Origin of the sequence: Mycobacterium haemophilum DSM 44634 (genome assembly GCF_000340435.2) — a bacterium.
Taxonomy (GTDB): Bacteria; Actinomycetota; Actinomycetes; order Mycobacteriales; family Mycobacteriaceae; genus Mycobacterium; species Mycobacterium haemophilum.
In genome coordinates, this window is record NZ_CP011883.2 from 1,189,349 (window position 1) to 1,212,711 (window position 23,363).

The 23,363-nt window shown below is 64.5% G+C and carries 20 protein-coding genes and 3 pseudogenes; 9 read left to right on the plus strand and 14 right to left on the minus strand.

Annotation, left to right across the window (positions count from 1 at the left end; genetic code table 11):
• Positions 1-32: 32 nt before the first annotated feature.
• Positions 33-1,175, minus strand: coding sequence for a 4Fe-4S dicluster domain-containing protein (locus B586_RS05690; RefSeq protein ID WP_082607530.1), 1,143 nt, complete (start codon positions 1,173-1,175; stop codon positions 33-35).
• The gene (locus B586_RS05695; RefSeq protein WP_156406719.1) at positions 1,172-1,702 is read right to left on the minus strand and encodes a hypothetical protein; all 531 of its coding nucleotides are present in this window, start codon (positions 1,700-1,702) and stop codon (positions 1,172-1,174) included. The genes B586_RS05690 and B586_RS05695 overlap by 4 nt, the downstream gene beginning before the upstream one ends.
• Before the next feature lie 246 nt (positions 1,703-1,948).
• On the opposite strand from B586_RS05695, the gene B586_RS05700 reads away from it, so the two are divergent.
• The 3 genes from B586_RS05700 (at position 1,949) to B586_RS05710 (ending at position 5,281) form a co-directional block, all read left to right on the plus strand.
• Positions 1,949-2,800 carry a universal stress protein gene (locus tag B586_RS05700; RefSeq protein ID WP_082607726.1) on the plus strand — a complete coding sequence of 284 codons (852 nt, stop codon included), beginning with the start codon at positions 1,949-1,951 and terminating at the stop codon, positions 2,798-2,800.
• A gap of 83 nt (positions 2,801-2,883) precedes the next feature.
• Positions 2,884-3,531 carry a hypoxia response regulator transcription factor DosR/DevR gene (dosR, locus tag B586_RS05705; RefSeq protein ID WP_047313212.1) on the plus strand — a complete coding sequence of 216 codons (648 nt, stop codon included), beginning with the start codon at positions 2,884-2,886 and terminating at the stop codon, positions 3,529-3,531.
• A gap of 37 nt (positions 3,532-3,568) precedes the next feature.
• Positions 3,569-5,281, plus strand: a complete 1,713-nt coding sequence (locus B586_RS05710; protein ID WP_054880469.1) for a GAF domain-containing sensor histidine kinase — start codon at positions 3,569-3,571, stop codon at positions 5,279-5,281.
• A 10-nt stretch (positions 5,282-5,291) separates the two neighbouring features.
• Here B586_RS05710 and B586_RS05715 read toward each other — a convergent pair whose 3' ends face one another.
• A complete protein-coding gene (locus B586_RS05715) occupies positions 5,292-6,185 on the minus strand; it encodes a universal stress protein (RefSeq protein WP_054880468.1) in 894 nt (297 codons plus the stop codon).
• A gap of 38 nt (positions 6,186-6,223) precedes the next feature.
• On the opposite strand from B586_RS05715, the gene B586_RS05720 reads away from it, so the two are divergent.
• Together B586_RS05720 and B586_RS05725 are read left to right on the plus strand one after the other, a co-directional pair.
• On the plus strand, positions 6,224-6,448 hold the full coding sequence (locus B586_RS05720; protein ID WP_054880467.1) for a hypothetical protein: 225 nt from the start codon (positions 6,224-6,226) through the stop codon (positions 6,446-6,448).
• Positions 6,449-6,453: 5 nt separating this feature from the next.
• Positions 6,454-7,443, plus strand: a complete 990-nt coding sequence (locus B586_RS05725) for an Acg family FMN-binding oxidoreductase (RefSeq protein WP_054880466.1) — start codon at positions 6,454-6,456, stop codon at positions 7,441-7,443.
• A gap of 42 nt (positions 7,444-7,485) precedes the next feature.
• Here B586_RS05725 and B586_RS05730 read toward each other — a convergent pair whose 3' ends face one another.
• The 5 genes from B586_RS05730 to B586_RS05750 form a co-directional block, all read right to left on the minus strand.
• The gene (locus tag B586_RS05730) at positions 7,486-8,022 is read right to left on the minus strand and encodes a GNAT family N-acetyltransferase (protein ID WP_082607531.1); all 537 of its coding nucleotides are present in this window, start codon (positions 8,020-8,022) and stop codon (positions 7,486-7,488) included.
• Positions 8,022-8,846, minus strand: coding sequence for a universal stress protein (locus tag B586_RS05735; RefSeq protein WP_054880465.1), 825 nt, complete (start codon positions 8,844-8,846; stop codon positions 8,022-8,024). Before B586_RS05735 ends, B586_RS05730 begins: the two co-directional genes overlap by 1 nt.
• Before the next feature lie 237 nt (positions 8,847-9,083).
• Positions 9,084-10,802 carry a GAF domain-containing sensor histidine kinase gene (locus tag B586_RS05740; RefSeq protein ID WP_082607532.1) on the minus strand — a complete coding sequence of 573 codons (1,719 nt, stop codon included), beginning with the start codon at positions 10,800-10,802 and terminating at the stop codon, positions 9,084-9,086.
• Positions 10,792-11,442, minus strand: a complete 651-nt coding sequence (gene dosR / locus B586_RS05745; RefSeq protein WP_054880463.1) for a hypoxia response regulator transcription factor DosR/DevR — start codon at positions 11,440-11,442, stop codon at positions 10,792-10,794. Before dosR (B586_RS05745) ends, B586_RS05740 begins: the two co-directional genes overlap by 11 nt.
• A gap of 30 nt (positions 11,443-11,472) precedes the next feature.
• Positions 11,473-12,279 (minus strand): universal stress protein, encoded by an 807-nt coding sequence (locus tag B586_RS05750; protein WP_054881045.1) that lies wholly within the window; start codon positions 12,277-12,279, stop codon positions 11,473-11,475.
• Positions 12,280-12,636: 357 nt separating this feature from the next.
• Here B586_RS05750 and B586_RS05755 point away from each other — a divergent pair.
• The 3 genes and pseudogenes from B586_RS05755 to B586_RS20765 all read left to right on the plus strand — a co-directional run.
• Positions 12,637-12,921: pseudogene (locus B586_RS05755) on the plus strand (slipin family protein); the annotation flags it as partial.
• 137 nt (positions 12,922-13,058) lie between these two features.
• The gene (locus B586_RS05760; RefSeq protein ID WP_418001125.1) at positions 13,059-14,030 is read left to right on the plus strand and encodes an Acg family FMN-binding oxidoreductase; all 972 of its coding nucleotides are present in this window, start codon (positions 13,059-13,061) and stop codon (positions 14,028-14,030) included.
• 74 nt (positions 14,031-14,104) lie between these two features.
• Positions 14,105-14,272 carry a hypothetical protein gene (locus B586_RS20765; RefSeq protein ID WP_156406720.1) on the plus strand — a complete coding sequence of 56 codons (168 nt, stop codon included), beginning with the start codon at positions 14,105-14,107 and terminating at the stop codon, positions 14,270-14,272.
• Between the two features lie 208 nt (positions 14,273-14,480).
• Here the strand turns inward: B586_RS20765 and B586_RS05765 are convergent, their stop codons facing one another.
• From B586_RS05765 to B586_RS05785, 5 genes and pseudogenes are all read right to left on the minus strand, one after another.
• Complete coding sequence (locus B586_RS05765) at positions 14,481-14,810, minus strand: helix-turn-helix domain-containing protein (protein ID WP_054880461.1); 330 nt, start codon at positions 14,808-14,810, stop codon at positions 14,481-14,483.
• Positions 14,807-15,079: pseudogene (locus B586_RS05770) on the minus strand (type II toxin-antitoxin system RelE/ParE family toxin); the annotation flags it as partial. The gene B586_RS05765 and the pseudogene B586_RS05770, both read right to left, overlap by 4 nt.
• 109 nt (positions 15,080-15,188) lie before the next feature.
• Entirely contained in the window at positions 15,189-18,551 is a 3,363-nt protein-coding gene (locus B586_RS05775; protein ID WP_054880459.1) for an ATP-binding protein, read from the minus strand.
• A complete protein-coding gene (locus B586_RS05780) occupies positions 18,544-19,260 on the minus strand; it encodes a DUF4194 domain-containing protein (protein WP_054880458.1) in 717 nt (238 codons plus the stop codon). Before B586_RS05780 ends, B586_RS05775 begins: the two co-directional genes overlap by 8 nt.
• On the minus strand, positions 19,257-20,699 hold the full coding sequence (locus B586_RS05785; RefSeq protein WP_054880457.1) for a DUF3375 domain-containing protein: 1,443 nt from the start codon (positions 20,697-20,699) through the stop codon (positions 19,257-19,259). The genes B586_RS05780 and B586_RS05785 overlap by 4 nt, the downstream gene beginning before the upstream one ends.
• Before the next feature lie 345 nt (positions 20,700-21,044).
• Between B586_RS05785 and B586_RS05790 the strand changes: the two are divergent.
• Positions 21,045-22,602, plus strand: a pseudogene (locus B586_RS05790) (PPE domain-containing protein).
• Here the strand turns inward: B586_RS05790 and B586_RS05800 are convergent.
• The gene (locus tag B586_RS05800) at positions 22,575-23,360 is read right to left on the minus strand and encodes a class I SAM-dependent methyltransferase (protein ID WP_054880456.1); all 786 of its coding nucleotides are present in this window, start codon (positions 23,358-23,360) and stop codon (positions 22,575-22,577) included. The pseudogene B586_RS05790 and the gene B586_RS05800 sit on opposite strands and share 28 nt — an antisense overlap.
• Positions 23,361-23,363 lie beyond the last annotated feature (3 nt).

Here is a 23,363-nt window from a genome sequence, read left to right on the forward strand (position 1 = left end):
GGTGGGTTGACCGTTGCGGCAGGTCGTCACGGTCAGTCACGATCAGCGTCCGCGCGGGCCATCGTGTTCATCTCCTCGGTGATGTCGATGCCGGTCGGGCACCAGGCGATGCAGCGCCCGCAGCCCACACAGCCCGACATCCCAAACTGGTCATGCCAGGTACCCAGTTTGTGGGTCAGCCAATGTCGGTAGCGGGATGCGCCGGACTGGCGGACGCTGCCACCGCCATGGATGTAGGTGAAGTCGAACTCGTAGCATGACGCCCAATGCTGCCAGCGTTCGGCGTGCTCACCGGTCAGGTCGGTGACGTCTTCGGTGTTGGTGCAGTAGCACGTCGGGCACACCATCGTGCAGTTCCCGCACGTCAGGCAGCGGCCGGCGACTTCCTCCCACTGCGGCGATTCGCGCGAGCGGATCAACAGCTCACGGAGATCCGTTTCCGGCATTTGGCGGCCCATTCGGTGTGATGCTGCCTCGACATCGGCTCGAGCGCAGTCGATTTCATCAGCCGAGGCTTCGCGGTGCGGTGTCGCTGCCAGCACGTCGGCACCCGCCTCGGTGCCGACGTTGACGAGATAACGGCGACCGTCGCCGCCGATCTGTTCGGTCAGGGCCAGGTCGTAGCCCGGACCGGCGGCGGGCCCAGTTCCCATCGACGTGCAGAAACAGAGGCCGCCCGGTTCTATGCAATTCACTGCGACGACGAAGAGCTGCTGCCGCCGCTTGACGAACGATCCGTCCGGATAGGTGCCGCCGCCAAGAACCCGGGCCAGCGTCGCTATCGCTGCCAGGTCGCAGCCGCGCACACCGATGCAGGCGTATCGTGGAATCTCTTCGTCGTCATCGTCTTTCGTGGCGTCATTGCGATCTGCGGTCCACAGCCGGCGCCGTGGTGGGTGCAGGAATTGCTTCCAGGACTGCGGACCGGACGAGTGTGCAAACACCGCATCATCGTCGCGGTGCCGCAGCCGATAATGCCCTGGGCCCACGTCGACTCCCCAGCCGCGAGGCAGGTCCCGCGCCGACTCCAGCTCGGCGAGCACGATCGCGTTGTCCCGCACGGTGGGGCCGACCACCCGATAGCCGCGTTCGATCAACACATCGATGAGGCGGCCCAACCCAGCCACATCCAACATCGCTTGTTCGGCGTCCGGCGCTTCGCCGGGTTCGCTCATCCGTAACTCCTGTTGTTGCGGCCATCATCCTTGTTGGCCAAACAGCGTAGTTCGTGCTCCCACTGCGCGTCACGCATTCGACTCAGCCGCGAGTGCGTAACCGCCACCAGTGCTGTCGCCGCCGCAACGACACCGAGCAACACCGCCGCTGCGGCGCCGATCCCGTCGGAGGCGGCGCGCGATGTCGGTGTCGGTGGGTCAACTTGTTTGCCTCGGTTGTCCACCCAAACTGCGCTTGCCTCAGCAGCTTTGGTCTGAGCATTGGAATCGGGCGCAGCTGTGCGGTTATCCCTGGTCGGCATCCGGGCGGCCAGATGACGAGCTTGGGCCTCTTGGGCATAGAGCTGGTGACGGGCGACGTAGACAGCGGTGCCGACAGTACCCGCAACGGGAACCGTTGCCAGCGCCACGACAATCACGAACAGTATTATCAGTGCTTCAACCCGGTCAGCGCCGCGCAGCAGCGGATTACGGCCGAAGACACACACCGGCCACCAGCGGCGCGGGTCAAGCGTGAAAGTCAACACGACGACTCCTTCGGCATTGCACCACATCGAATGAGGAAATCGTTCTCCCGTGCTGGGGGAGTTCCCCAGAGGCGAAAGACCCTGCCGCCCATGGCCGCTTGTCATCAACGTGAGACCACGTTGGGACCAACGGCCGACAGACCAGGGACCAACGGCTCTGCGAGGCACTGTCGGGTGATCGATAGCGTTAACGCATTAGTGTCGGCTCACGCCGGATGCCGGCATGGTAAAAGCCTGGAAATCACGATGAACGATTCGCCTATGCAGCCCGCAATCGTGGTCGGCGTTGACGGTTCGAAAGCGGCCACCCGGGCTGCGTTATGGGCCGTCGATGAAGCGGTTGATCGTGATGTCCCGCTCCGCTTGCTCTATGCGCTCGACCAGGGCGAGACGACGATAGATTCCGGCGACACAGCGCGGCGCCTGGCTAACGCGGACATCGCGGTGCGCTGCACATCCTCGGCTGTTGAGGCCACCAACAAACCGGTGAAAATTGAAGTCGAGATTTCCGATGGCCCACCGACCAGCAGTCTGATTCGTGCTTCCCGGTCAGCGGCCATGGTCTGTGTCGGTGCTGTCGGGCGCAACCACTTCCACCCCGATCGGGTGGGTTCTACAGCCGCCGCTGTCGCAGTCTGGGCGCATTGCCCGGTCGTCGTCATCCGCGGAGGCAGCGGTCCATCCCGCGCCGGGTGCATCGTCGCCGAAGCCGACACGTCGCCGGGCGACGGGGTCGTGTTGGGGGCGGCCGTGCGGGAGGCGCGGCTGCGGAACGCGCCGCTACGGGTGATCACCTACTCACAAGCTCCGCCCGCCTACCTCCCAGGAGTAACCACGGAAGCCGATCGCCGGATAGTAGGACGGCTGAGCCGCCGGCTGGACCGGTGGCGGCGAGGCTATCCAGAGCTGCTTATCGAGCCGACTGTGGTGCATGGCGACCTCGTAGACTATTTGGCGAAAAATGCCGGAGACGTACAGTTACTCGTGGTGGGAGGCCGCGATCCACACCATGTGAGCGAGCTTTTGGGCCCAGCGGGTTATGCCGCGCTGGGCGGCTCTGACTGCGTTGTGCTTATCGTCGACCATCAACGCCTGTGAGAACCGCCGGTTAGGTCCATGATGGAGGTCTAGAACGCCGGTTTCGCGGTCGACCCGGCAACGGTCTCAGGGAGGGGCTGGCTATGGTGAGGGTCTTTTTGGTCGATGACCACGAGGTGGTCCGGCGCGGCATTATCGACTTGCTCGAGTCGGACCCCGAGCTCGAAGTCGTCGGCGAAGCTGGCTCGGTCGCCGAGGCGATGGCGCGGATACCGGCGGCGCGGCCCGACGTTGCGGTGCTCGACGTTCGGCTGCCCGACGGCAGCGGAATCGAGCTGTGCCGCGATTTGCTGTCGGACCTGCCCGACGTGCGCTGTCTGATGTTGACCTCGTTCACGTCCGACGAGGCGATGCTCGACGCGGTGTTGGCCGGGGCCAGCGGATACGTCGTCAAAGACATCAAGGGCATGGAGCTGACGCAGGCCGTCAAAGACGTCGGTGCCGGCAAATCGTTGCTGGACAACAGGGCGGCGGCGGCATTGATGGCGAAACTCCGCAGCGCTGCCGAACCCAGCGATCCGCTGCTTGGGCTGACCGACCAGGAGCGCACCCTGCTCGGGTTGCTCAGTGAGGGGCTGACTAACAAGCAGATCGCCGCGCGCATGTTTCTCGCCGAAAAAACGGTGAAAAATTATGTGTCGCGTTTGCTGGCCAAGCTTGGAATGGAGCGGCGGACCCAAGCGGCGGTGTTTGCGTCCAAGCTGAACGCCAGCGAACGGCCGGAAAGTTAGCCGTGACGAGACGCTCCCACGGTGCCACCATATTCACATGACCAAGGCAGTTGACCTTGGCGGCGGTGCGCATCCGCTGCGCGACACCTTGTCGCAGCTGCGGCTGCGGGAGCTGCTGATCGAGGTCCAAGACCGGATCGAGCAAATCGTCGCGGGGCGCGACCGGCTGGACGGATTGGTCGAGGCCATGCTGGTCATCACCTCGGACCTCGACCTAGACGCCACGCTGCGCACCATCGTGCACACCGCCATCGAGCTCGTCGACGCACGCTATGGAGCACTGGGAGTGCGCGGGGAGGGACACGATCTCATCGAGTTCGTCTACGAGGGAATCGACGAGCCAACTCGTGAGTTGATCGGCCACCTGCCCGAGGGCCGCGGTGTGCTCGGGGTGTTGATCGACGATCCGAAACCGATCCGCTTGGACGACATCGCGCAGCACCCGGCATCTGTGGGCTTTCCACCGAACCACCCCCCGATGCGTGCGTTCCTCGGTGTGCCGGTCCGGATTCGTGACGAGGTGTTCGGCAACCTGTATCTGACGGAGAAAACCAACGGACAATCGTTCACCGAGGACGACGAGGTGGTCGCTGAAGCGCTGGCCGCCGCTGCCGGGATCGCGATCGAAAACGCCCGCCTCTACGAGCAATCCAGGGCTCGGCAGTCCTGGATCGAGGCGACCCGTGATATCGCAACAGAGCTGCTGTCCGGTGCCGAGCCGGCGACCGTATTCCGGCTCATTGCCGAGGAAGCTTTGAAATTAACTGATGCGCAAGCGACTTTGGTTGCGGTCCCCGCTGACGACGACATGGCGTCGTCGGACGTTGGTGAACTTCAGGTCGCCGAGGTTGCTGGAAAGCCGGCACCGGTCGGTGCACCGGCGACGATACCGGTAAGGGGGACAGCGGTCGGACAGGCTTTCCTGGACCGCATGCCACGGCGATTCGACGACCTGGACCTCGACATCGTGGAGGTTCGTTCCGGTCCGGCCCTGGTGCTGCCTCTTCGCGCCACCGGCAAGGTCGCCGGCGTGTTGGTTGCTCTTCGAGACAGTGGTGCAACGCCATTCAGGCAAGACGAAGAAGAAATGATGGCCGCCTTCGCCGACCAGGCAGCGCTCGCCTGGCAGCTGGCCACCTCGCAGCGCATGGCGCGCGAACTCGATATCCTCACCGACCGCGACCGCATCGCTCGAGACCTGCATGACCACGTCATCCAACGTCTGTTCGCGGTCGGGCTTGGTCTGCAAGGAACCATCCCGCGGGCCCGGTCACCCGAAGTGCAACAACGACTGTCAGAGTACGTCGACGACCTGCAAGCGGTGATCCAAGAGATCAGGACAACGATCTTCGATCTGCATGGACCAGCCTCGGGCATGACCCGGCTGCGCCAGCGGCTTAACGAGGCGATCGCCCAATTCTCGGACGGGGCGCTGCAAATCACGACCCAGTTCGTCGGACCGCTGTCGGCGGTCGATGCGACCCTGGCCGATCACGCTGAAGCCGTTGTCCGCGAAGCGGTCAGCAACGCGGTACGACACGCCAACGCCACCACGCTCACCGTCACCGTCAAGGTCGAGGATGACTTGTTCATCGAAGTGGTTGACGACGGCCACGGTATCTCCGAAGGCGCCAAGCGTAGCGGCCTGACGAACCTGGATGAGCGTGCCCAGAAGGTTGGTGGCACGTTCACAGTTGACGGCGCCGCGACCGGCGGCACGGCACTGCGGTGGTCGGCCCCGTTGGCGTAACGAGGGTGGCTCACGGGTTCGGTTCGCGCGCCACGATCACGGGCATCCGTGCCAACTGGGCAACGGTTTCGCTGACCGAGCCCACCAGCATTCCAGCGAATCCACCGCGGCCACGGCTGCCGACCACGATCAACTGGGCCTCGTCAGAGCGTTCGAGGAGCTGACGTGCCGGCTGATCGCGCACCACGATACGGCGTGCCTGCACATCGGGGTACTCTTCTTGCCAGCCCGCCAGACGCTCGGCCAGTACCTGTTCGGCCATCGATTGTGTTGCTGGCCAATCGATCCCGGGCCACTCCGACACGTCGGCATCGCTCCACGCGTGCAGGGCAATCAGCCCCACGTGGCGGCGCGAGGCCTCGTCGAAGGCGATCGCGGTAGCGAACTCGGATGCCGACGAGCCGTCAATGCCCAGCAGTACTGGCGCCTGAGCCGGATGGGGTATCAACGGGTCTTCGTCGTGGATCACCGCGACGGGACAATGCGCGTGCCGGACTAACCCGGAACTGACCGAACCGAGCCGCCGCCCGTTCCATTTCCCGGGGCCACGGCTCCCGGTGACCACCATCTGCGCGTCTTTGGACAGGTCGACCAGCATGGGAACCGCTGACGACGCTAAGAGCTCGGTGCGAACCTCGGCGGGACCTCCGCGCTGGCAAGCCTCCTCAACGACCTTGGTTGCATCATCGAGCAGTCGGCGCCCGTGGTCCTGCTGCCATCGCGCCAGGCCTGGGGGCAACGGCAGATCCGACCAGGTCGCCACCTCGGGGGAAATCGCATGCACGAGCGTCAGCGGAACCTTTCGCAGTTCGGCATCGCATGCCGCCCAGTGGAGGGCCACCTTCGCCGCGGGCGAGTCGTCGACGCCGACCACGACGCCCAAGTGCCTGTTGCCCGATAGCATGACTTCTCCTTTGCAGGTTGCGAAACCATTACCCGGCGATGGTAGGGAAGCTAGGCGCGCTGGCGCAGGAGGCGTTGGTCACCGGTCGAACGGCCATAGGACTCTGCGCCGAATCCGATGCGCTGGCCGGCAAGCTCGGTCACGTATGGAAGTCGACGTTGCTCGCGGTAGGAAGTCATCCGAACAGGGGTCTTTCGGCTCTCGCGGCTGCGCTCATGCTGCGCGACCCTGAACTCATGATGTTTGCTGACAGAACGTGGTGACTCCAATGAGCACCCACTTCCCGGACCGCGGAACCCTCCACGCGGCCTTGTCGTTGGCCATCCGCGCGCCGTCAGTGCACAACACGCAGCCGTGGCGGTGGCGGGTGGGGAAGAAAAGTTTGCATCTATACGCCGACAGCAGACTGCAGCTGCCCAACACCGACCCTGACGGCCGCGACCTGATGTTGAGCTGCGGCATTGCCCTGCACCACTGTGTGGTTGCGCTGGCGGCGCTCGGGTGGCAGTCGAAAATCCACCGGCTACCCAACCCCGACGAACCGGAACACCTTGCTGCCATTGAGGTTTACCGTCATCCTGCCAACGAGGTCGACATCATGCTGGCGGCTGCGATTCCGCGGCGGCGCACCGACCGGCGCCGTTACAGCTCATGGAGCGTACCGGCCCACTACATCGCCCTGATGGGTGCCCGGGCGGCGCGAGCTGGGGTAATGCTGCGGCAAATCGAATCACTACCGCGATTACAGCACATTGTGGCGCAAGCAGTTTGGCGACACGCGACCGACTACGACTACATGGCCGAGCTGACCACTTGGAGTGGACGCTACGCATCGCTCGCCGGTGTGCCGGCCCACAGCACACCACCGTCTGACCCGACCGCTCCGTTGCCGCCGCGGCTGTTCGCGGGTCCCGTACTGGGGCAGCCACCCGGCGCCGACTCGGTTGACGACAATGCCGTCGTGTTGGCGCTGGGAACCAAGGACGACAGCACGCTGGCGCGGCTGCGTGCCGGCGAAGCCACCAGCCTGGTGCTGCTCAGCGCAACCGCGCTCGGTTTGGCGAGCTGCCCGGTCACCGAACCGCTGGAGATCGTCGAAACGCGCAACGCTGTGCAGGTCGAAGTTTTCGGAATCAGCGGGTTCCCTCAAGTGTTGCTGCGCATCGGCTGGGCGCCGGTCAACGCCGACCCGTTACCCTCGACTCCCCGTCGCCCGCTAGCGGACGTCGTTGAATCGCTGGACGGCTCCACAATGTGACTACTGCGGCGACCATTCAGGCTGAAATGGTTCGTATAAGGTTCAGGGCCAACCGATTCCGTCGGGTAAAATCTCAGCTAGATCCACTTCAAGATGCACCACACCGTTGCTGTATTCGTTATGCCGCGGACGTAGTCCGGCGTCACGAAGCACCTTGAACATCAGGTCGTTCGTGGCCCAGATGTCGGCGACCAAGTGCAGAATTCCATTGGCTCGGGCAATCTGGGCCAGGCGGCGAAGCAAAGCGGTTCCCACGCCGCGCAGATGATCGTTGTGGGCCACGGCGATAGCAACCTCCGCTGTCGCCGGCTTACCGCAGACCACGTAGTTAGCGACACCGATCAACTTTCCGGATTCGAAAGCACCCAATGCATAGTCTTTGTCGTTGCATTCCGTGAGCTTGTGAGCCAAGGCTTTCAGATAGGCCGGATGCATCGTGAAGAACCGTAGGTAGAGCTCGCGGTCGGTGAGCGTGTCATGAAGTGCGATGACTGCGTCGAAATCCGCGTCGTTAAGCCGGCGCAACTGCACCGTAGTGCCATCACGCAGTGTCGGGGCGAATATGTCCTGATGTCGCATTAATCACGTGTGATCAGAACCGAGCACTCGGCGTGCCCGAGGATGGGGTGGCTGCGCGGTCCGATGAGACGCGCGGTTTGATCGGCCTCGGCGCTGTCGATCACCGTGAGCTGTACTCGTCTATCGCTGACGGACAGAAAGTCGGCGATGCTGGTTCGGGTGGCGGCGGCATGGATGTGCACGCTGGGGTAGCGCTGACGCCACACCTGCACCAGCCGGTCCAGTTCGTCATAGGGCATCTCATCGAGGTCTTCTCGCCACACTCCAAGAGCAAGCAGCGGCGCGTGACGGAGCTGGGCTTCTTCCATCGCCTGCTGGACAACGTTGTCGTTGCCGGGTGAATCATTGACGGCGACCACAATCCAGCCGTTGTCAGGCTCCGGGTGCCGGTGCTGGCGGATAATAGCGACCGGGCAATTCGCGGACTCCGCGAGCTCTGCGGCGGTGGAACCGAGTATCGCGCGGGCGACGCGTCCGATTCCCACCGAGCCGACGCAGATCATGTCGGCGTGGCGGGATTCGGCGATAAGCGTCGTCGAAGGACTGCCCCGCAGCATCATGGTTTCAACCTTGACGGGCTTTCCGATTGCTGCCACCGCAGCAGCGGCTGTGCGCAGCGCTGTCTCCCCATTTTCGACTTCTATCGACATATTGCCCACCGACGAGGGCGGGGCCGGTTCGACCTGCTCGGGGATGACGTGGATGAGGCACAGCGGGAGCTCTCGGCTGACGGCTTCATCGATTGCCCATTCCGCGGCTGCGATCGCAGCCTGCGAGCCGTCGATGCCAACGACCACGGATCGAGCGGGGTATGTGCTGTTCATCAGTTCGGTCCCTTGGTGCGTGCTGTCCGACGGTGTCGACGTTATTTGTTCAGCAGCGGTTATTGGGAGGAGCCGTAAGTCCCCAGCGCACGGCCATAAGTCCCCAGCACGCCGAGCGCAAATGCTGCGACGGAGTCAGCTGATCGATCTCTGTCGTCGGGGAGGATGTCAATTGAAAACTGGTGGGCCGCAAGGATGCCCGTCACCGTGGCGCGCTAGCAAGCTGCAGTGCGTGCGCTACGGCGACTGCAGTGGCGCTGACCAGCGCAACAGCGTGCCGTCGCCCGGTGAGCTTTCGACAACGAACGCACCGCCGAGCTGTTCGGCACGTTGATGTAGGTTCGTCAAACCGCTACCGGTGATTTCGTCAGGCATTCCGCAGCCATTGTCAAGCACCTCGATGCATAGGTCGTTTTCAACCATGACCTGCACGGTCAGGGTCGTGGCGTGCGCATGGCGGACGGCGTTGCTGACCGCTTCGCGCACAATGGCTTCAGCGTGATCGGCCAGCACGGCATCGACGGCCGACAGCGGCCCCAGGTATTGGACGCTGATGTGCAGCCCGGAGTCGGAGAATTGGGTGACTGCGTCGTCGAGTCGTTGCCGAAGCCCGGTGATTCCAGATGACGTACCATGCAGGTCGAAGATGGTGGTCCGGATCTCTCCGATGACGGCCTGCAGATCGCCCACAGCATCCGAGAGTCGTTGCTGCACCTCGGGATAGCGGGCCCGCGGGATAGTTCCCTGCAACGCCAGGCCCACGGCGAACAGCCGCTGGATCACGTGGTCGTGCAGATCGCGGGCAATCCGGTCGCGTTCGGTGAGCACGTCGAGTTCGCGCATTCGGCGCTGCGAGATAGCCAACTGCCAGGCCAACGCCGCCTGATCGGTGAACGCGGCCATCATGTCGAGTTGTTCGTCGCTGAAGGAGGCCGAACCGCGGTGGCGTGCCACGACCACGACACCGGCGACGGCATCGGCGCTCCGCAGCGGCAGGATCAGCGCCGGCCCGCCGTCGACAGTGTCCAACTGGTCGACCCGTCGTGGGGCGCCGGTCTTGAAGACATCGCCGACTGATGTGCCCGCAAGCGCAATGCTCTGCTCGGCGGCGTTCGCGCAGCCAACCGTTTCGATCACCAACAGTTCCGCCAGATCGGTCGCCGGGGCGACATCGTCGGCCCGAATGGCCACCCAGGCGACGTCGGCGTCGATCAGCTTGACTGCCTCTTCGACGATCAGCCGGAACACCTTCGCCGGTTCGGCCTCGGACAACAACTCGGTGGCGATGTCGCGGGTGGCCTCGATCCATGACTGCCGAGTCCGGGCTTGCTGGTAGAGCCGGGCATTGTCGATCGCGATGCCGGCCGCGGCGGCCAATGCCTGGACCAGTACCTCATCGTCCTCGGTGAACGGTTGCCCATCGGCCTTCTTTGCCAGATAGAGGTTGCCGGAGACCCCGCCGCGGATGCGAATCGGCACCCCGAGGAAAGTCCGCATCGGCGGATGGTTCGGCGGGAAGCCCACCGAGGCGGGGTGCGCGGCGATGTTGTCCAGCCGAAGGGGGTTGGGGTCGTCCATGAGTAGGCCCACCACACCGCGGCCTTCGGGAAATCGGCCGATCCGCTGGACGGTTTCCTCGTCGATGCCCTCGTATACGAACTTCACCACCTGCTTGGCCTGGTCGTGTACCCCCAAGGCGCCGTATCGGGCGTCGACGAGGTTGGTGGCGGTGTGCACGATGGTACGCAGGGTGCTGTCCAGTTCCAGGCCGGAGGTGACCGCCAACATCGCTTCTACCAGCCCGTCGAGGCGGTCACGACCTTCGACGATCTGCTCGACCCGGTCTTGAACTTCGACAAGGAGCTCGTGCAGTCGCAACTGAGACAGGGTGTCGCGCAGCCTGCTGCCTATGGACCCGCTGGCGGCGATCCCGTGTCGACCGTCGCTATCCATCATCGCTTTGTGGTAGCCGCTGTAGTTTGGTTGCGAATACCGCGGCCTGCGTTCGACGTTCCATCCCCAGCTTGGCCAGTAGCCGGGAGACATAGTTCTTCACCGTCTTTTCGGCCAGGAACATCCGGTCGGCGATCTGCTTGTTGGTCATTCCGTCGCTCAATAGTCTCAGCAGAGTGCGTTCCTGGTCGGTCAGGCATGACAACGGGTCCGACTTCTCGGCCGCTCTGCGCAGTTTCGCCATCAGCGCGGCCGCAGCCCGATTGTCGAGCAGCGACCGCCCTGCCCCGACTTCTTTGATAGCGCTGGCCAACTCCATCCCTTTGATGTCTTTGACGACATAGCCGCTGGCGCCGGCGAGAATTGCGTCTAACATCGCCTCGTCCGACGTGAACGACGTCAGCATCAGGCAACGTAGTTCGGGCACATGGGACAGCAGATCACGGCAAAGCTCGATGCCGTTGCCGTCCGGCAACCGGACGTCGAGCACCGCGACGTCTGGGCGCAGCGCAGGAATCCGGGCCATCGCCCCGGCGACCGAGCCTGCCTCGCCAACGACGTCGAGTTCGGGGTCTGCTCTGAGCAAGTCGATCAAACCGCGGCGTACCACCTCGTGATCGTCGACCAAGAAGACCCTAACCATGGCAGCCGCTCCTGGGATACACCGAAATCCCTATAAGTGGTTCTGACGCACGGTAAGGACAGAGCATCCGTCGCTGCCTGCCTGTAATTCGCAAGCTTGGCCGCCGGAGCCGGAAACGAAAAGCTGGACCGACTCTGCATTTTCGGTGAGGTATCGGCAAATGCTGCCGCGGACTGTCACTGGCTTGACGTCCACGTCCGGATACAGCCGCCGCCATGGCGAGATCCGACGATCCAGGTGCGCTTGCACCAAACGACTTTCGTCAGGCAGGTCGTCTGGGGTCTCTGCTCGCCACGAGGCGACGACACACAGCGGCGCTGCGCGCAGTCGCGCTTCTTCGAAAGCGTGTCGCAGCACCAGAGGGTGGTCCGCCTCAGCAACAATGCTGCCGGGTTCGGGGTTTGTCGGCCAGCGCAGTGGCGGGCGGATCACGGCCACCGGACACCGGGACCACGCGGTTAAGCCCGCCGCGACCGAGCCCATGCCATGGCATGCGTGTTTCATTCCGATTGACCCGACGCACACCATGACCGCCGATCGCGACTGGCCGATCAGTTCGCGAAGTGGCGTTCCCGACATGATCTCGGCTTCGATCTTCACCGGTTCGCTGGTGGCCTGGACGGCCCGCTGAGCGTTATACAACGCTGCACGGGCAGCAGCGAATTGACGGTGATCCGCGTCGACGCCGCACAAATCTGCCGGATCGATGACGTACACCAGGCGTAGCGGGATGTCGCGGCTGATGGCTTCGTCGACGGCCCATATGGCCGCGTTATTCGCCGCTCGTGATCCGTCGATGCCGACGACGATCGACGGGGCTGACGAAACGTCACGCATCGTGGACTCCTGTGTGAACACCTATTGCTGAGTCGTACGTTAGGTGCGGCTGCCGGCGTCTCCCAGGGCCATCGGTCACTAGTTTCCGGTGTCATTGGTCTGTCTTTGGTCCGCCGGGGCGACCGTGGCGGGCGGCATCAGTGCCGAATTCGGCGTGTCACCCGGGCGGGACGAGTTAAATACTCCTGGCGAATTGGCGAAGGGATCACGGCATGGAACCTAAGGCAGCACAACCGCGGCACCCGATGGCAGCAACCGCGCAACCGCTGATCGGCAAAGGCTGGGTTCAGGGCGTGGCCTTGGTGATGATCTTCGGATTCTTGGTGATGGGTGCTGGCCCACCGGGAAGACCTCAAGCAACGGGCGATGGCACGCGAAGCCGAGGCTGAGCGGGAACGCCGCGCGAAGGTCATCAACGCCCGCGGGGAACTGCAGGCCTCCGAGGAGCTACGCCAAGCGGCCGAGACGCTGTCGAAGAACCCAGCGTCGCTGCAATTACGTTACCTACAAACGCTTTTAGAGTTGGGCGCGGATCAGAATTCGACGGTCGTGTTCCCGCTACCGGTCGACATCATCACACCGTTTTTGAGGTACCCGGAAGTGTTGCAAGATATCGCCGGCGCGATAAACGACCGCCGCTGAGTCGAGCTGTTGGGCTTGATACTCGGCTGGGCAGGGCCCAATGGCATTGGACCGAGGACCAACGACCCTGTCGTCAGGGCGTACTTGGGGAGAACGGTTGAGGGCAAGCAAAGATCGGAGTTGTTATGCCCGTGGCGATGATGGAGACCGAAATCATCAAAGATGCAGTGCGGTTGGCGTGCCGTGCCCCGTCATTGCACAACAGCCAACCCTGGCAGTGGGAATACCGCCGCGGCCGGCTGCACCTGTTCCTCGATGCAAGCCGGGTCATGAACAGCGACCGATCGGGACGGGAGGCGCTGATCAGTTGCGGCGCACTGCTCGACCACCTTCGAGTGGCGATGGCCGCGGTCGGTTGGCAGGCCGAGATCAACCGGTTCCCGGATCCGGACAACCCAAACCACCTGGCGTCGATCGACTTCACCCCGACTGATCGGGTGAGTGAAGTCGAGCGTCGTCGCGCCGACGCGATTGTGGTACGCCGCACCGATCGGCTGCCCCTCATGGCGCCGACGGACTGGGAGTCGTTCGAGCCCGCGCTGCACAACGCCGTCGACAGCAGCGGGGTATGCCTGCAGGCGATGTCCGGCGACGTGCATCAGCAACTGGTGGACGCGTCGCAGCTCGCCGACTCACTGCGGTTCTACAACACCACGTACTATGACGAACTATCCTGGTGGACAGGGCCATTCGAGGCGTCAGAAGGCATTCCGTACCCCTCCTTGGTGTCGGCGGCCGAGGCTCACCGGGTCGACGTCGGGCGCCGGTTCCCTCACGCCCGGCGCGGCGAAAGGCGCCCGGAGGTTCCTGAAGACGACTCCCAGGTCTTGGCGCTGTGCACCGCCGGCGACGACCGCGCCGATGCGTTGGCGTCAGGAGAAGCGCTTTCCAGGGTCTTACTGGAATGCACGATGGTCGGCTTGGCTACCTGCCCGGTCACCCACATCACCGAGGTGCGGGCCAGCCGTGAGCTCATCCGGGCGCTGCTGGACCACGACGCGGTGCCCCAGGTTCTGATTCGAGTCGGCGTGGCGCCGGCCATGGAAGAGCCACCGCCAGCCACACCGCGACGGCCACTCGATGACGTTCTGCACGTGGTCGGGGACTGACCTCGACGAGTTGCCCGGCGAACACTGCATCGACAAGGGGCCATTTTCGTGCCCGTCGGGTAACGAAGTCGTGAATGCGTACGCAGAGCTCGCTGCCGAATGCCGCAGGCTCGGCCATGGCCTGCACGCCAGAGCACACCGGCGATCGGAGGGTAGCTGCCTGTGCCATCGCCAAGCGGCTTGATCTACTGGCCGGAGATGCGATCTACCAGGGTGCACCAAACCTCGTTGTGCACAGCTGATCAGAAGGGCAAACTACCATGTCCGAGTCCCGGCGCCTGGTCGACAAACTCTGGGCGTACTACTTACCTACCTGCTGTTCCTGAAGATGGCGCACGAGCGGGTGACGAGTAAGCTCAAGGTGATTGGCTGCCCAGAGTTAGCGGTGTTCGATACAGCCGCAGGACCATCGACCACCGAGCAGTTGACGTTGAGCGCCGGCCCATCTCGCTAAGCAGTCAGCTCCACACTGCTCTCGCCGAAGTCGGCGACGATCCGGAGGTTCCCGCCTAGTGCAGCGACATACGACTGCAACGTCCCGAGTTCCGTATGTGATAAATCGCCGCTTTCGAGTTTGGACACTCGTGCCTGGGAGACTCCCATCGCGACGGCGACGTCGGCTTGACGAGCGTGGCCATGCGCCTTGCGGATATCGGCAAGACGCTGCGCTTGGACGGCATCGTGCATTTCCTTGCGCGCGGCATCGACGCGGGCCGGGGCCAAGCGCCCGCGCGCGATGGCATCGGCGCGTATCTCACGCCAATTGCGTGCCATGATCATTCACCTCCCTCGGTAGCGAGCCAGTTCTCGTAGCGCCGCTCTGCCACCGGAATGTTCTTGTCGTACCAACTTTTCCAATTGCCCGCCTGGTCGCCGCCGAGCAACAGAATCGCCTGCCGCCGCGGATCGAAGATAAACAGGATCCGGATGCTGGTACCCGCGGGCCGCAGCTCCTTCATGCTGTGGTATTTCGATCCGTCGACCTTGTCTACCGTCGGCCGGCCCAGCGTTGGCCCTTCCAGCTCGAGCAAGTCGATGGCCCCAGCGACCTCCTCGAGCAGATTACTTCTCAGGACGCCGACACCAATATAACTCCAACGTTATACGCGACATTCCCTCGGTGGGTAGATCGCGCAGCGGTGCGGCTACGGGTCTGCCTCACGCCCTAGCCGGCACTCGCGGTACTGCCGCGCGCATTTCGTGGCGCAGCGAGGTGAACTCCGAGATCGTCCTGGTCGCAACCGATGCCACGGGTCGGGCGTTGCGGCCGGTAGCCTCGGTCTTGGACACCATCACCACGCTGTCGATGTAGGGCTGGATGGTGGTGGCGTTCTGCACCGTCGCGACGATCACCAGCTGGAAGCCGAACTTGCGGAACGCCTGCAGGGCCTGCTGGGCGAATTGCGGGTCGGACTTGGAGAATGCCTCGTCGAGCATCAGCTGCGCGAAAACCGGTCTGTTGTCGGTGCTTTCGGGGCTAGCCAGGTTGAAGCTCAGCGCTCCCGCAAGGCAGAACGCCATCAGCTTCTCCTGCTCGCCGCCGGAGTTGTCGCCCGCGTTGCTGTGCGTGCGGATGAGCTCTTCGTTGCTGATGTCCCATTCGGCGCAGTCGAAGGTGAACCGGTTGCGTACGTCCAGGGCGTCGCGCGTCCACGCCCTGTCCTCCGGTGCGGTCGATGCCAGCCGGTTACGTAGCCGCAGGATGTCGGCGTATTGATCGAGGATCGCCTGCTTGTCGCCGAGCCCGACCTCGGCGATGCGCCGCGAAATGGATCGCACGATCTCGGTGAGCTCGTTGACCGCCAGCAGGTGCCGTGGCGTCGCGCGCAGCGTCAGCCTGGTGCCGCGGTTGAACTCCACCGCGCCCAAACCGGTATTGACGCGGTCGATCTGCTCGCTGATCCGCCGCGCCTCCTGCTCGGCGACCCGGTGCAGCGTCAGGATCGCGTCGGGTGCCTGCTCGGTGACCAGCCGCATCATCCGCTCGTAGGCCTCGGGCAGTTCGCGCTCGTCGATGTGGCGGCACAACGCCACGTAGTCGTGCACGCGCTCATCAAAATCGTCCGAATCATTCGGAATCGCGTCGGGGAACGACGTGTCAAATGTGTTGAGAATACGGGCTAATTCGTCGTAGGAGCGGCGACGGCTCTCCCGCAGCTGCTCGCGTTCCTTCTTGATCGCGGCAAACAGCGCGTCGCGATGCGGTTCGGGGTCAAGCAGTTCCAGCGAGACCGGGATCGTTGCGGCGTAGCGGCGCAGCAGGTCGGTCAGCGGCTCGGACACGAACGTCGGTGACAGCCGATCCTGCAGTTCGAGCAGCCGGGTGCGGCGCTCGTCGAGGCCGTCGCGGCGGGTCTGGATTGCCCCGCGGCGCGTCATCAGTTTCTGGATCTGTGACCAGCATTCGTTGGCGCGCGCATTGAGTGCCTCGATGTCGGGGTTGTCGGCGAGCAGCAACTCGTACTGTTCACGCAGCCGGTCGGCGTGCCCGTCGGCGGTCTCGGTGTCGATCTGGCTCCACTGCGGGTACTGCTCGCAGATCGCCTTGCATGCCGCCGCACGGTCGCGCCATTGCTGGCGCTGGGCGGCGATGTCGTCGGCGGTGCGCCTGGCTTTCTGGTAGGCCTCCTCGGCGCCGGCCAGTTCGAGCGTGAGCGCGTTGATCTTGGCCGACACGTCGCCCTGGTAGAGATACTCGGACTGCTTGACGGGTCGCCGGTCGTCTTTGATGGCCAGCCGGTCAGAGTCTTTGTACAGTCCGGCGTCGGTGACTGCGCGGCGGAAGCGATCGAACACGTCGGGGGTGTCGACGCAGACGTGGTCGCCGGCGGCGGTGATGATGTCGACGGCCTCGGCGGCGCAGGGGTGCTGGGGGTCGACGGCGAACAGCTTGCCCGCCAAGGTGTTCGGGTTGGTCTCGACGGGTTCGGCGCCGAGGAATTTCGCGCGGACGTGGTGCAGTTGCAGCCGGCCGCGCATGTCAGTTTCGTTGACGAACCGCAACACCGCGGCCCAGTGTTGGTCGGGCACCAGCAGTCGCAGCCCCGCGCCGCGCAGCACCTTCTCGACCGCGAGCCGCCAGCGGGTCTGGTCGGGCTTCAGATCCAGCAGTTCGGCGATGTAGGGCAGTTCGGCGGCGTCGGCACCGACTGCGGCGCAGATGTGTTCGCGCATTGCGAGCGCGAATTCGGGCAGTGCCGAGCCGACGTGCTCGACGCGCTTGAGTTCCTTGGCGGTATCATCGCGGGCGATGCGGGCGGACTTCTGCGCGTACTCGGCGTCGGTGGACGCCTCGCGGTTGCGTTCGACTTTAGCGAGCAGCTCGGTGGCCTGGGCGAGCAGTTCCTCGCGGAGGTTCCAGAATTCCTCGGCCGTGTCCGGGATTTCGATGTCGTGGGCGGTGAGCAAACCTTCGTAGCCGGTGCGACGGCGGGTGACCTGTTCGGCTTCGGTCTCGGCGGCAGTGACTTGCGACTGCAGCGGGGCTATATTCGCGCTGCAGCCACTGATCTGCGCATTGAGCGAATCCGCTTCGGCTTTAGCCAGATTGAGGCAACGGGTGACGTCTTCATATTCGTTTTCGAGCTGGTCGATGGTGCCGTCCAGGGTGGCGATCTGGGTAGGGCTTTGCGCGAGTCGGACGTGGTCGGTGAACGCGCGGACCATCGGCGCGTCGACGAGGTCGATGATGCCGAGGTCGGACGACTCGGAAGCGTAACGCTGCTGGATGGTCTCGATGTCGCCGAGGATCTTGCGTTTCTTCTGGGCGACGGCCAGCAGTTCGCGGGCCTCGACCAGTGGGTCGATCTGCTTGAGGGCCTCGGGCAACCGGGACAGGCTGTCGGGTTCGTCAAGCATGAACTCGCGGACGAACTGCTCAAGTCCACCAACACTTTTCAGTGACTTGGCCTTGCCGAGCAGTTGCTGGGCGGCGTCGGAGGCGCGGATGCCGATGGTGGCGTAGAGCTGGGCCAGGTACTGCGACTCAACCTTAGTGGAAAACCGCCAGTCTTCCTTGAACACGGCGGCGTCGAAGCGGCCTGCGGCCCAGCGGTTGCAGACGTCTTCGATGTCGAGGTCGCCGTCGCCGAGCACAAAGCGGCTCGACGAGTCGTTGCGGGACTCGCCGGTGAGCCATTTGAGGACCAGGCCGGTGACGGTGCGGCCGGAGTCGCTGGCGTAGGTGACGGCCACGGCAGACCAGGCGGTGCCGTCGCCGCGCAGGTACATCACGCGGCTGGAGCCGCCGTCGCTGCGCTGGCCCCAGGCGCCGCGTACGTACTTGTCGACGGTGCGCCGGCCGGCGCTGGATCCGGCGGCGGTGTTGTCGCCGGAGGCGTTGAAGTTGCGTCGGTTGAACGGCAGGAATCCGAGTGAAATTGCGTCCAGCAGTGAGGATTTGCCACTACCAGAGGCGCCGGCGATGAGCGCGCCGCCCGCGCTGAATGGGATACAGTGGTAACCGTCGAAAACGCCCCAGTTGATGACTTGCAGCCGGGAGAGGTGGAACTGTTCAGTCATCGAGCGCGATCTCTTCTGTGTCCTGCGGGGTGCCGCCGGTGAGTAGTTGTTCAAACTGCTGCTGGAGTTTGGTGATCACCGAGGCGGTCATGATGGCGGTAATCACCGGGCTGATGGTGTAGCTGTCCTCGTCGTCGCGGCTCTTGCGGAGGATCTCGAGGCCGGCTAGGCGGGCGATGGCGCCGTCGATGCGCGCGGCGAAGGTAACGGCGTCGCGGTCGGTGTCGTTGAGCACGCCCGCGAACAGGCCGTGCATTTCTTCGCGGCTGATGAGCACGGTCTGGCCGCCGGCGGCGCGCATCATTTGGGCGAGGTGCAGCGCGAGGATCGAGTCGTAGGTACCGAGCGGCTCGCGGCGCAAAAGCTTGATGTTTCTTGCGGATTCGTAGCGGGCCTGTTCGACGAACGCGACTCCGTTTGTTTCATAGCCGACCTCCGCGATACGCAGCAGCAGATCCAGTTCGGAGAGTCGGACAGACAATTCCTTGCGGTATTCCAGCACCCAGCTGTAGACGTCGGCGTCGGCTTCGGCGGTGATGAAGCGGCGGGCGAGCAGGTGCTGAAGGGCCCAGCAGGCGCGGTCGGGGAGTTCGGAGACGTCGCCGTCAAAGCGCGGTCGCCGCGCAACGGGTGGTCGGGCGTTCTGGTCGACCTGAGGAAGGGAGGAGAAGTCAATATCAGGATCGGGGGTCGGTTGGTCTGTTTTCACGCAGTGGCTCCGGCGAGGGTGGTGATGGGTTCGATGAATGTCAAACGGGGGACGGCGATTTCGCGGTCTCGGCCATCGAGCGAGCGGAATCGGACGGGGGTCGACTCGGAGCTTTCGGGGTTGGGCTGCTGGAGGGCCCAGGACCAGAGCACGACGACGTGGCCGAGGTAGGCGGTGTCGAGCATGGCGACGGCATCGGGCAGCGAGACGGGGCCGTTGGTGATGGCGTGGTTGAGCATGTCGGACATCGCGGGGGCGTCGACCTGGGTGCCTAGCGCGGCGAAGCTGGTCAGGTCGACCTCGCTATTGCCGGGCTTGGCGGGCTTTGGGTTGGACAGGTCGCCGATCTTAAAGCTCAGTGCGCCAATGGAACTGATGGCGTGACGGGCCAAGGGAACGTCGATGTCGAGGCGGGAGTCGGTAAACGACGACTTCAGCAGCGCGCGGGCGGCGCCGATCGCGTTGTTGAGCTGGCGGGCGACACCGCGGCTCTGCTCCATGGTGCCGAAGGCGGTGAACCGCTTAACGCGCTGGGCGCAGCGCTGCTGGATGCGTTCGACCTCGTCGATCTGGTGGCCGACGAGTTCGAAGAAGCCGGCCATGACCTTGCGTAGAGCGGGGTCGAGGGCGGGCAGGGCCTCGGCGACGGCGGCGACATCGGCCTCGAATTCGGCGCGTTGGTCGGGGTCGTTGATCATGCGCAGGAAGGCGCGGTGCGAGTCGCGGCCCTGGGAGTCCCAGGCGGCCTGGTAGTCGGTGTACATCTGGCGCTGCCGGTCGCGGTATTCGGTGTTGGAATCGATGGGTTCGTCGAGGGCGGCGGTGGCCTGCTCGATCATGGTGCCGTACTGGCCGATGTCGGTGATGAGGCGTTCCATCTGCAGGGCGATAGCGCGGGCCTCGTCGTAGCAGTCGGTGACGTCGGGCTGGGGGCGCTGGCCGGCATCGAGTTGATCGAGTTCCTCGTGCAGAGCCGCGATTTCGGCTTCGATGTGTTTGCGGATGCGGGCCGGGTCCCTGTCGACTTTTACGGCGACCTGCTTGAGGCGCGAGGCGATGCCGGTGATCGAGCCGCCGGTGGCGATGGTGTCGTGACGGCGCATACCGCGGAGAAAGTCCAAAGCGCGGCGGGCGTCCTGGGTGAGGTAGCAGACGTTCTGGTCGTGGCGTTCGTCGACGATCCGGTGCAGCCAGCCCTGGCTGGCCCAGGACTTGATTAGCGCGAGCCCGGACTGCGGGTCGTCGAGATCGTCGAGGTCATATTCGAGCCGCACGACGAGCTCGGTCTCGGCGATGGCGCCTTCGGCGAGGTGGCGTTCCATCAATGTTGCGTAGAGGCCGAGGTTGGTTGTGGCGAGCAGGCGGATGGCGCGGGAGTTCTGCAGGTCGCGGTTGAGCTCGAGCAGCTCGACGGCCGACAGCCCCGCGTTGTCGTCCACTGTCGCTCCTCGATCTGCCTGCGTCGTACTCGTCCGGACGCTCCAACATAGGCGACCGGGTTGCTATCTCTGGCGCCGGAAGGGGTCGTGTCGGCGGCGATTTCCGTCACCGGATGCGTTTGCCGACGTCAGCGGAATGTCGCCGCTTCCAATGCATTGCGACCCTCATGGGAGGGATGGTGCCACTGTGAACCATGCGTCATGTGGGTTTCGCCGTTTTGCCGCCATCCGCAACAAACCCGTTGATAATGACAATCATATTCACTAAACTCTGGTCGGTCGGGTAGCACGTCTCAGCCCGAGGAGTGCCGGTGTGACGTTGTGCGTCGTGCGTCGGGATGGGCCATGACCTGTCCGATCTGGATGGCTTCACCGCCGGAGGTGCACTCGGCGTTGCTCAGCAGCGGTCCGGGGCCAGGGTCGCTGCTGGCGGCGGCGGGAGCGTGGAACGCGTTAAGGGTTGAATACGCGTCAGTGGCCGAGGAACTCGGCGCGTTGTTGACGGCGGTGCAGGCTGGCCCATGGCAGGGGCCAGCGGCGCAATCGTATGTAGCCGCGCATCTCCAGTATCTGGTGTGGTTGACGCAGGCCAGCGCCAACAGTGCGGACATGGCCGCCCGCCACGAGGCCATGGCCGCGGCCTATACCGCGGCGTTGGCAGCCATGCCGACCGTGCCCGAACTAGCGGCCAACCACGTCATCCAGGCAGTCTTGGTGGCGACCAACTTCTTTGGGATCAACACCATTCCCATTGCCCTCAACGAGCTGCAGTACGGCCAGATGTGGATTCAGGCCGCCATCACGATGGCTAGCTATCAAGCCCAAGCGGATGCCATCGGGGTGCTTCCGTCGCTCCAAAACAGTCCCGCGCCGCTAGAGCACGACCCGAGGGTCTCCAACCCGCTGGATACCGTCGTTGCCGACGTGCTGCGGATCTTCGGGATCAATTGGAACCCCGCCGAGGGGACCGTCAACGGACTCGAATACGACTCATATGCCAACCCGGCCCAACCGATCTGGTGGGTTGTTCGCTGTCTCGAAGTGTTTGAGGATTATCAACAGTTCGGGGTGTATCTGACCCACAATCCGGTGTTGGCTTTTCAGTATCTGATTAGCCTCGAGTTATTCGACTGGCCAACTCATTTCGCCGATGGTGCCGGCTACTTGGCGAGCCAGCCGGCGGTGTGGGTGGCCGCGCTTCCCGCTGCGGTCGCCCCGAGCATGGCCGGGGGCGGTGTCGCGGGGCTGGCCGGCCTGGCCGCCTGTCGCAGACCACGGTCGCCACCGGCGGCGGCCCCATATTGGTGCCCGTCGTCGGGCCGGCACCGACTGTCGCCGCGCCGGCGGCGGCCGCGTCAACCACGGCTCCGGCTCCCGCGTCCACCGCGAGCACTGTCGCTAGTTCCGCTTTGCCGACACCGCCGCCCAGTGTCGCGGGTGGGGCGGGCTTTGTGCCCCCGTACCTGGTCGGTGGTCCCACGATGGGGTTTGGCTCTGCCGTGAGCACCGGCGTTTGCGCCAGCGCCAAGAGGTCGCCGGGCAGGCCCGCGCCGCGGCAGCGTTGGCGGCCGCGGGGAAGCAGGCGCGGGTGCGGCGGCTCCGTCGGGCGAAGCTGCGCGGGCACGGCGACGAGTTCATGGACATGAATTTCGACGTCCATTCCGCCTGGGGCGCGTCTCCTGGTGAGCAGCCAGTCGTGTCGATCGTGGCCTCCGATCACGGCGTGGGAACGCTCGGGTTCGCCGGCACGGCACCCAACGAAGCGGTCGCCGAGGCGGCGGGTTTGACCACGCTTGCCAGTGATGAGTTCGGTGGTGGTCCAACGATGCCGATGGTTCCCCGCGGCTGGGATCCCGACGGCGCCCGCGAGCAACATCAGCCCGCGCCGCCGGTCGGTTTATGAGCCACGATCGCCACGGCGATTAACCGGTCGCGGTGTCGGCGGAAGGTGTGACGCATCTGAGCCACTCGTTGGCGGGCATCGTGATGGGTTAATAGGTTCTTGGCGAACCGCAGCGTTCCCAGCAGGCCTTCATCGGCGATCAGGCGTCGCGGTTGCAGCAGCGCCATCGGTGCGGTCATGACATGGTCGACGACCAGACCGTGATCGGCTAGCAGGCTTGACCATTCGGCAACGGTTAGGGGGCGGGCGTTGACTTTGATCGCCCGCGCAAGCGACTGTCGGACATCGGTCTTGACCTCATCGGCGATGGTGTCCGGTGTCAACGCCAGTTCGTGGATGGCGTAGCGGCCGCCCGGCCGTAGCACTCGTGACGCCTCGGCCACGATGGTGTGCTTGGCCGGATCGCCCTGCATTGTCAGCAACGCTTCACCGATGATGACATCTTTGCTGGCGTCGGGCAGTCCAGTTTCTGCGGCGTCCGCTACCCGGATCTCGCCCCGCCCGGCAATGACCTCGCGGACCCGACGGGCGGCGCCGGGGTCGTGCTCGGCACCAAGGTAGGAGCGGGGACGGCGAGCCAGGATCGCCGTCGCGGTGCGGCCCAGACCCGGGGCTAGCTCGAGCACGTCGGCGTCGGTGACATCGGCATCGGACAACAGCGAGTGGGTGAGCCCGATACCGCCAGGGCGCAACACCCGTTTGCCTAGCCGCGCCAGCAACCAGTGCCCTTGGACGGTGTCGTCGCCGCGATTCGACATCGG

Excerpts from the sequence above, each read along its gene's own strand:
- B586_RS05690 (WP_082607530.1), bottom strand. The coding sequence starts at position 1,175 with ATGAGCGAACCCGGCGAAGCGCCGGACGCCGAACAAGCGATGTTGGAT.
- B586_RS05700 (WP_082607726.1), top strand. The coding sequence starts at position 1,949 with ATGAACGATTCGCCTATGCAGCCCGCAATCGTGGTCGGCGTTGACGGT.
- dosR (WP_047313212.1), top strand. The coding sequence starts at position 2,884 with ATGGTGAGGGTCTTTTTGGTCGATGACCACGAGGTGGTCCGGCGCGGC.
- B586_RS05710 (WP_054880469.1), top strand. The coding sequence starts at position 3,569 with ATGACCAAGGCAGTTGACCTTGGCGGCGGTGCGCATCCGCTGCGCGAC.
- B586_RS05715 (WP_054880468.1), bottom strand. The coding sequence starts at position 6,185 with ATGCTATCGGGCAACAGGCACTTGGGCGTCGTGGTCGGCGTCGACGAC.
- B586_RS05720 (WP_054880467.1), top strand. The coding sequence starts at position 6,224 with ATGGTAGGGAAGCTAGGCGCGCTGGCGCAGGAGGCGTTGGTCACCGGT.
- B586_RS05725 (WP_054880466.1), top strand. The coding sequence starts at position 6,454 with ATGAGCACCCACTTCCCGGACCGCGGAACCCTCCACGCGGCCTTGTCG.
- B586_RS05730 (WP_082607531.1), bottom strand. The coding sequence starts at position 8,022 with ATGCGACATCAGGACATATTCGCCCCGACACTGCGTGATGGCACTACG.
- B586_RS05735 (WP_054880465.1), bottom strand. The coding sequence starts at position 8,846 with ATGAACAGCACATACCCCGCTCGATCCGTGGTCGTTGGCATCGACGGC.
- B586_RS05740 (WP_082607532.1), bottom strand. The coding sequence starts at position 10,802 with ATGATGGATAGCGACGGTCGACACGGGATCGCCGCCAGCGGGTCCATA.
- dosR (WP_054880463.1), bottom strand. The coding sequence starts at position 11,442 with ATGGTTAGGGTCTTCTTGGTCGACGATCACGAGGTGGTACGCCGCGGT.
- B586_RS05750 (WP_054881045.1), bottom strand. The coding sequence starts at position 12,279 with ATGCGTGACGTTTCGTCAGCCCCGTCGATCGTCGTCGGCATCGACGGA.
- B586_RS05760 (WP_418001125.1), top strand. The coding sequence starts at position 13,059 with ATGATGGAGACCGAAATCATCAAAGATGCAGTGCGGTTGGCGTGCCGT.
- B586_RS20765 (WP_156406720.1), top strand. The coding sequence starts at position 14,105 with ATGCGTACGCAGAGCTCGCTGCCGAATGCCGCAGGCTCGGCCATGGCC.
- B586_RS05765 (WP_054880461.1), bottom strand. The coding sequence starts at position 14,810 with ATGATCATGGCACGCAATTGGCGTGAGATACGCGCCGATGCCATCGCG.
- B586_RS05775 (WP_054880459.1), bottom strand. The coding sequence starts at position 18,551 with ATGACTGAACAGTTCCACCTCTCCCGGCTGCAAGTCATCAACTGGGGC.
- B586_RS05800 (WP_054880456.1), bottom strand. The coding sequence starts at position 23,360 with ATGTCGAATCGCGGCGACGACACCGTCCAAGGGCACTGGTTGCTGGCG.